At 47.1% G+C, this 4,298-nt stretch carries 4 protein-coding genes; 2 read left to right on the top strand and 2 right to left on the bottom strand.

Translation table 11 applies throughout. The features are described 5' to 3' along the window. On the top strand, window positions 1-523 hold a 523-nt coding region (locus ABYT30_RS16290; RefSeq protein ID WP_373097519.1), incomplete at its 5' end, for a TetR/AcrR family transcriptional regulator. A gap of 9 nt (window positions 524-532) precedes the next feature. Here ABYT30_RS16290 and ABYT30_RS16285 read toward each other — a convergent pair. Then, window positions 533-3,103, bottom strand: coding sequence for an RND family transporter (locus tag ABYT30_RS16285; RefSeq protein ID WP_373097518.1), 2,571 nt, complete (start codon window positions 3,101-3,103; stop codon window positions 533-535). Window positions 3,104-3,297: 194 nt separating this feature from the next. After that, on the bottom strand, window positions 3,298-3,681 hold the full coding sequence (locus tag ABYT30_RS16280) for a spirocyclase AveC family protein (protein WP_373082153.1): 384 nt from the start codon (window positions 3,679-3,681) through the stop codon (window positions 3,298-3,300). Between ABYT30_RS16280 and ABYT30_RS16275 the strand changes: the two genes are divergently transcribed. After that, a complete protein-coding gene (locus ABYT30_RS16275; RefSeq protein WP_373097520.1) occupies window positions 3,631-4,182 on the top strand; it encodes an ABC transporter substrate-binding protein in 552 nt (183 codons plus the stop codon). The genes ABYT30_RS16280 and ABYT30_RS16275 overlap by 51 nt on opposite strands. The last annotated feature ends 116 nt before the right edge of the window (window positions 4,183-4,298 follow it).

The raw sequence follows: 4,298 nt of genomic DNA, 5'->3' as shown, positions 1-4,298 counted from the left end.
CGTCGCCGCCAGTCGTATGAACGATTTTGTCAACGCATCAGGTTTGAGCAAGGGCGGCGTATACCACCATTTCGACAGCAAAGAAGATCTTCTCATTGGCGTGCTGAGTAGTTTTTTAGAGAATAATCTCGATCGCATCAAGTTGGACATCAACCCCAGTGAGTCAGCTTACGAACAACTCAAGCGTTTAATGCACGGCCACGAAGAACTCATGATTGAACTCGGTAAATACAACCAGTTATTTTTAGACTTCTTTGCGCAAGCAAAATTTTTACCGCGCTTTCGCGAACTAATGCATTATCAATATCAACTCTTCCACACCTTGCTCGCTGATATCATCCGGCTCGGTATTAAGCAAAAGGAATTCAAATCAACAACCGATGCCAATGCAATTGCCGCAGGCTTGCGCGGGGTGTTCGACGGCATTGGCATTGCGCTGATGATTGCCCCAGAGAAAATTGACTTCCCCCGCTATGCCATTGACAGTGCAATGGCAATGGTCGATGGCATACTAAAAAAGTAATATCGTCGTTTAGGCTTGCGCTACCTTTGCGGAAACAGCCAGAGCCTTTTTACGTCCCATGTCTGGTTTTAACCAGTGCATTAGCGCCGGCAAGAAAAACAAATCTGACAGTAAGGCTACCATGATTGCCGCAAACCCAAAGAAGCCAGGCTTGGCAAGACCGAGAAATTCAGCAAACGATAGAATACCAAAACCTAAACCAAGAATAAGACTGGTAAAGGTCACCGCCTGCCCGACCTCCCGCAAGGTACCGGTCACCGCAGCATCAACATCGCCCAACTCTAGCCAACTATGGCGGTAGTGCGACATAAAGTGAATGGTGTCATCTACAGCAATACCAATAATCACCGGCGCAACCAGCAGGGTATTGCCATCCATTGGAATGCCCAACCACCCCATTAGCCCAAAAGTAACAACGGCGGGAAGAATATTGGGAATGACCGCAATAACCCCAGACTGAAATGACCCCAACGTAATCATCAACAACACGGTAATAATTAATAGCGCAGTACCAAATGTTTTTAGCTGGGTACGGGTGACCTCATCACTTAGGGCCATTAGCAGTTTAAATGTACCGGTAGTCTGTACATCCATATCCGCATAGCTGTCTTTTAGTGGCGAAAAATAAGAAAGTAAATCTTCATTGAGCTTTGCAAAAAATGGAACGTAATCGTGAGTCCCTTTATTACGCATCATAAAGCTAATATGGCTACTACTGTAATCATCACTGACTAAGTTGCGCCTATCCACTGGATTGGAGTTATTAAAAAGATAAAGTAACTGGCTGGTCAGCAGTGGGTCATCGGGAATACGATGAAATGCTGGATCGCCACCATGCATCACTTGATTTGTATTCTTTACTACATCCGCCAAGGAAAACGTTTTAATAACTTTATCACTGTGGTTCTGGGCAATATCCTCCTGCCATGCGGCGATAATTTTTAGCACCTTCGGGTCCTTCATGGCATCTGGCTCACTAAACCGCATCAGGACTTCCAGCGCCATCCCCCCCATCATCGACTCATCCACTAATTCCAAAGCCACGCGTATCGGCGTGTCTGCGCGGCTTAATTTGGAATCATTGGTATCAATTTTAATCTCGAAGGCACCGATCATCAGCACCGCAAAAATAACCGCATAGGTCACAACAATGGTTTTGGAATATCGACGCGTAAAATTAGCAACCCAGGCCAAAAATGGCTGCATATTGATAGTGAGCTTTTCCCGCCAGGCCTTCTTAGCGCGCACTGGTGCAGCGGGATGCCAAATACCTAGCAATATCGGAAATAGCACCATTACTAAGATATAAACAAAAGCAACCGCCGCCGCGGAGGTGTAAGCAAAACCTTTGATTGCCGGAATAGAGCTTAAAGATAACGACAGCATCCCAACCATTGTCGTAACGGAGGTCAGTAATATCGGCAAGCCAGTCTTTTTATAAGCCAAAGCCAGCGCGCGCTCATGTGGCTTGCCCGCCCGCTGATAAAGCAAATAAGCACTCAAAATATGTATACAACTGGCAATAGATACCGCAAGGGTCAACATTAGCGTCAGCATCCACATAGCGGTATAGCTAATGCCCATCCAGCAACCAAGGCCTGTGGCCCAAAGCGTTGTTAAGGAAACAACGAATAACGGCCATACCACCGCACTGAGTGAGCCGAACAATATCCAAAGTAAGGCGATAAAAATGAATACCATTGCCCCGATTAAGGAGGCCGCTTCCGCCATGGTATCGAGCATGTAATCGTTTTGTACGGGGTGGCCTACGAAATGAAATTCGAAATCTTGAAACTCTGGCCTATCCGTAATTTCCCGCAAACCCGCCATAAACTGCTGATAGTGGGTTTGGTCAACTTTAGCAAAATACGGCTCACTCGAGGCCAGCGTAGAATCTGAATCTACACTGGGTGCCTCGACCGCCCCGGCCATGATGAAATCGCTATCATCGAGTAGATTACCTGCTTCGGCAAACTCAACGGCTTCGATTGGCACAGACGTCTGTGCACCAAAATTAGTCTTGACCTGTATACCCCCGTACTGAAAGTCCTCAGAGTAAAAGACCCGCCTAAACCCCTCTTGGCTGAGCGCGATCGCACGGCGCTTTTCCCGCGCTTCTGCCGAGCTGGGAAAATCTTCGCCAATTAGCTTTTTAGCAATTAGGGTATCGCCATCGGCTACTTGGTAGCGCGCATTATACAAGCTATCTACGGCTAAAATTCGCGTTAATTGATTGCCCCCGGAGGGCTGCACACTTGCTCGCTCAATTTCCCTATGTAGGCTCCTTAGCGTTAGCAGTGCCGATTCCGAAAACACATCCCCCGATCTTGGCCGGTAAATAATAAATACATTTTCATCGCTGCCGAAAAGTTTCTTAAATTCATTTTTAGTCTGAAACGGAGGCGACGTTTCATCGAACCACGCCTCTACCGACACGTCTAAGGCAAAATGCTTTTCAATACCCAAGACCATCACTGCTGTAAACACAGAAAAAACAGCAAGAATTAGCCAACGATATGTATCGACCAAGCGAGGGAAATTTTCGAACAATGTGCCTTTTGTTGGCGGACTAAACTGCATTTAGACTTACTCTTCGCGATTTTATAGTTGTAGTAATGTTAGGCTAATGATCACTCAATTGTTCATAGTAAACAAAAAAGTAATCCGCATTCCCTCAGCACAATAAACCTATATCGGCCCGCCTATTACTTATTTGTTCAATTAAATAACCCTTCGACAAAGAATCGCAACTTAATGATTTGTTATTTTCCTTACTATAAGGGCTGGTTCGGCACGCCCTCGAAAAGTTGCTCCGCTGGACCAACCGTTACAAGTCCCATCACCTTAGTAGCAAGATGTGGTGCAAACACTGACAAATAGACCGCATGACCAATCACAACAATACCCGCCACCGATAGAAAAGCGGAATGCAGTCGACTTTTCGCACTAGAGTCAGCCCACACATCGACAAAAGTACGCCCCTGGGAGTCGACGCGGCCGAGGATGTAGGTGAATACCATCATCTGAATCCCCATGGCAAGGGTGTCATAAAGGGGATATTGATGCTTTGTGCCTTCCCATAACGCCAAGCCCTCTATTACCCGGCCATAGTAAAAAACGCCGAACCCGTTAAGGAGGCAATAGAACAAGGATTTCATGTACCGGCCATCAGTGTTTGTGGATCAGAAGACTGGCTTGGTAAATGGACATTCGCTTTACCCCGAGGCTCTTTAACAGATGAGCCGATTTTTTGGGCGGAACAGATTTCTAACTTAGGTCACAAAACAGTCGGCGTACTTTATGAAAAGTCGCTTCCCGGTGAGACCTATATTCGAAATTTCCGCTCAGCATGCCAGCGCTATGGCTTACAGATAGTTGCCGAGGCCGGCATCCCCCAAACCGCCAAGGACGTTAGCGCAGCTGTGGCCAAGGTGCATGCCGCAAATCCGGACGCGCTAGTGCATTGCGGCTTCGGTTTTGGCGTGGTCTATGTCAATCAGGAGCTCAAAAAACGCAATTGGAATCCACCCCGCTTTATGGGAACAGCATTTCAAAACGCATGGATTAATCCGGTGATGTGGGATGCCATTAGTGGCTGGGTGGGTATCGATCAATACGATGAAAGCAATAAAGTCGGTCAGGATTTTCTCGATCGCTAACAGCAAGAATACGGCCGGCGGCCAGAGTATTGTGTGCCAGTGGTTAACCGCGACCTCGCTACCGTGCTATTACATGCCTTCGCCGACGCCCATCCATTATCACCGAAGGGTGTTCG

Origin of the sequence: Zhongshania sp. (genome assembly GCF_041623545.1) — a bacterium.
In the GTDB taxonomy this organism is placed as follows: Bacteria; Pseudomonadota; Gammaproteobacteria; order Pseudomonadales; family Spongiibacteraceae; genus Spongiibacter.
The sequence above is the reverse complement of the archived record's forward strand: the minus strand, read 5'-3'. Positions and strand labels throughout refer to the sequence as shown.

Excerpts from the sequence above, each read along its gene's own strand:
- ABYT30_RS16285 (WP_373097518.1), bottom strand. The coding sequence starts at position 3,103 with ATGCAGTTTAGTCCGCCAACAAAAGGCACATTGTTCGAAAATTTCCCT.
- ABYT30_RS16280 (WP_373082153.1), bottom strand. The coding sequence starts at position 3,681 with ATGAAATCCTTGTTCTATTGCCTCCTTAACGGGTTCGGCGTTTTTTAC.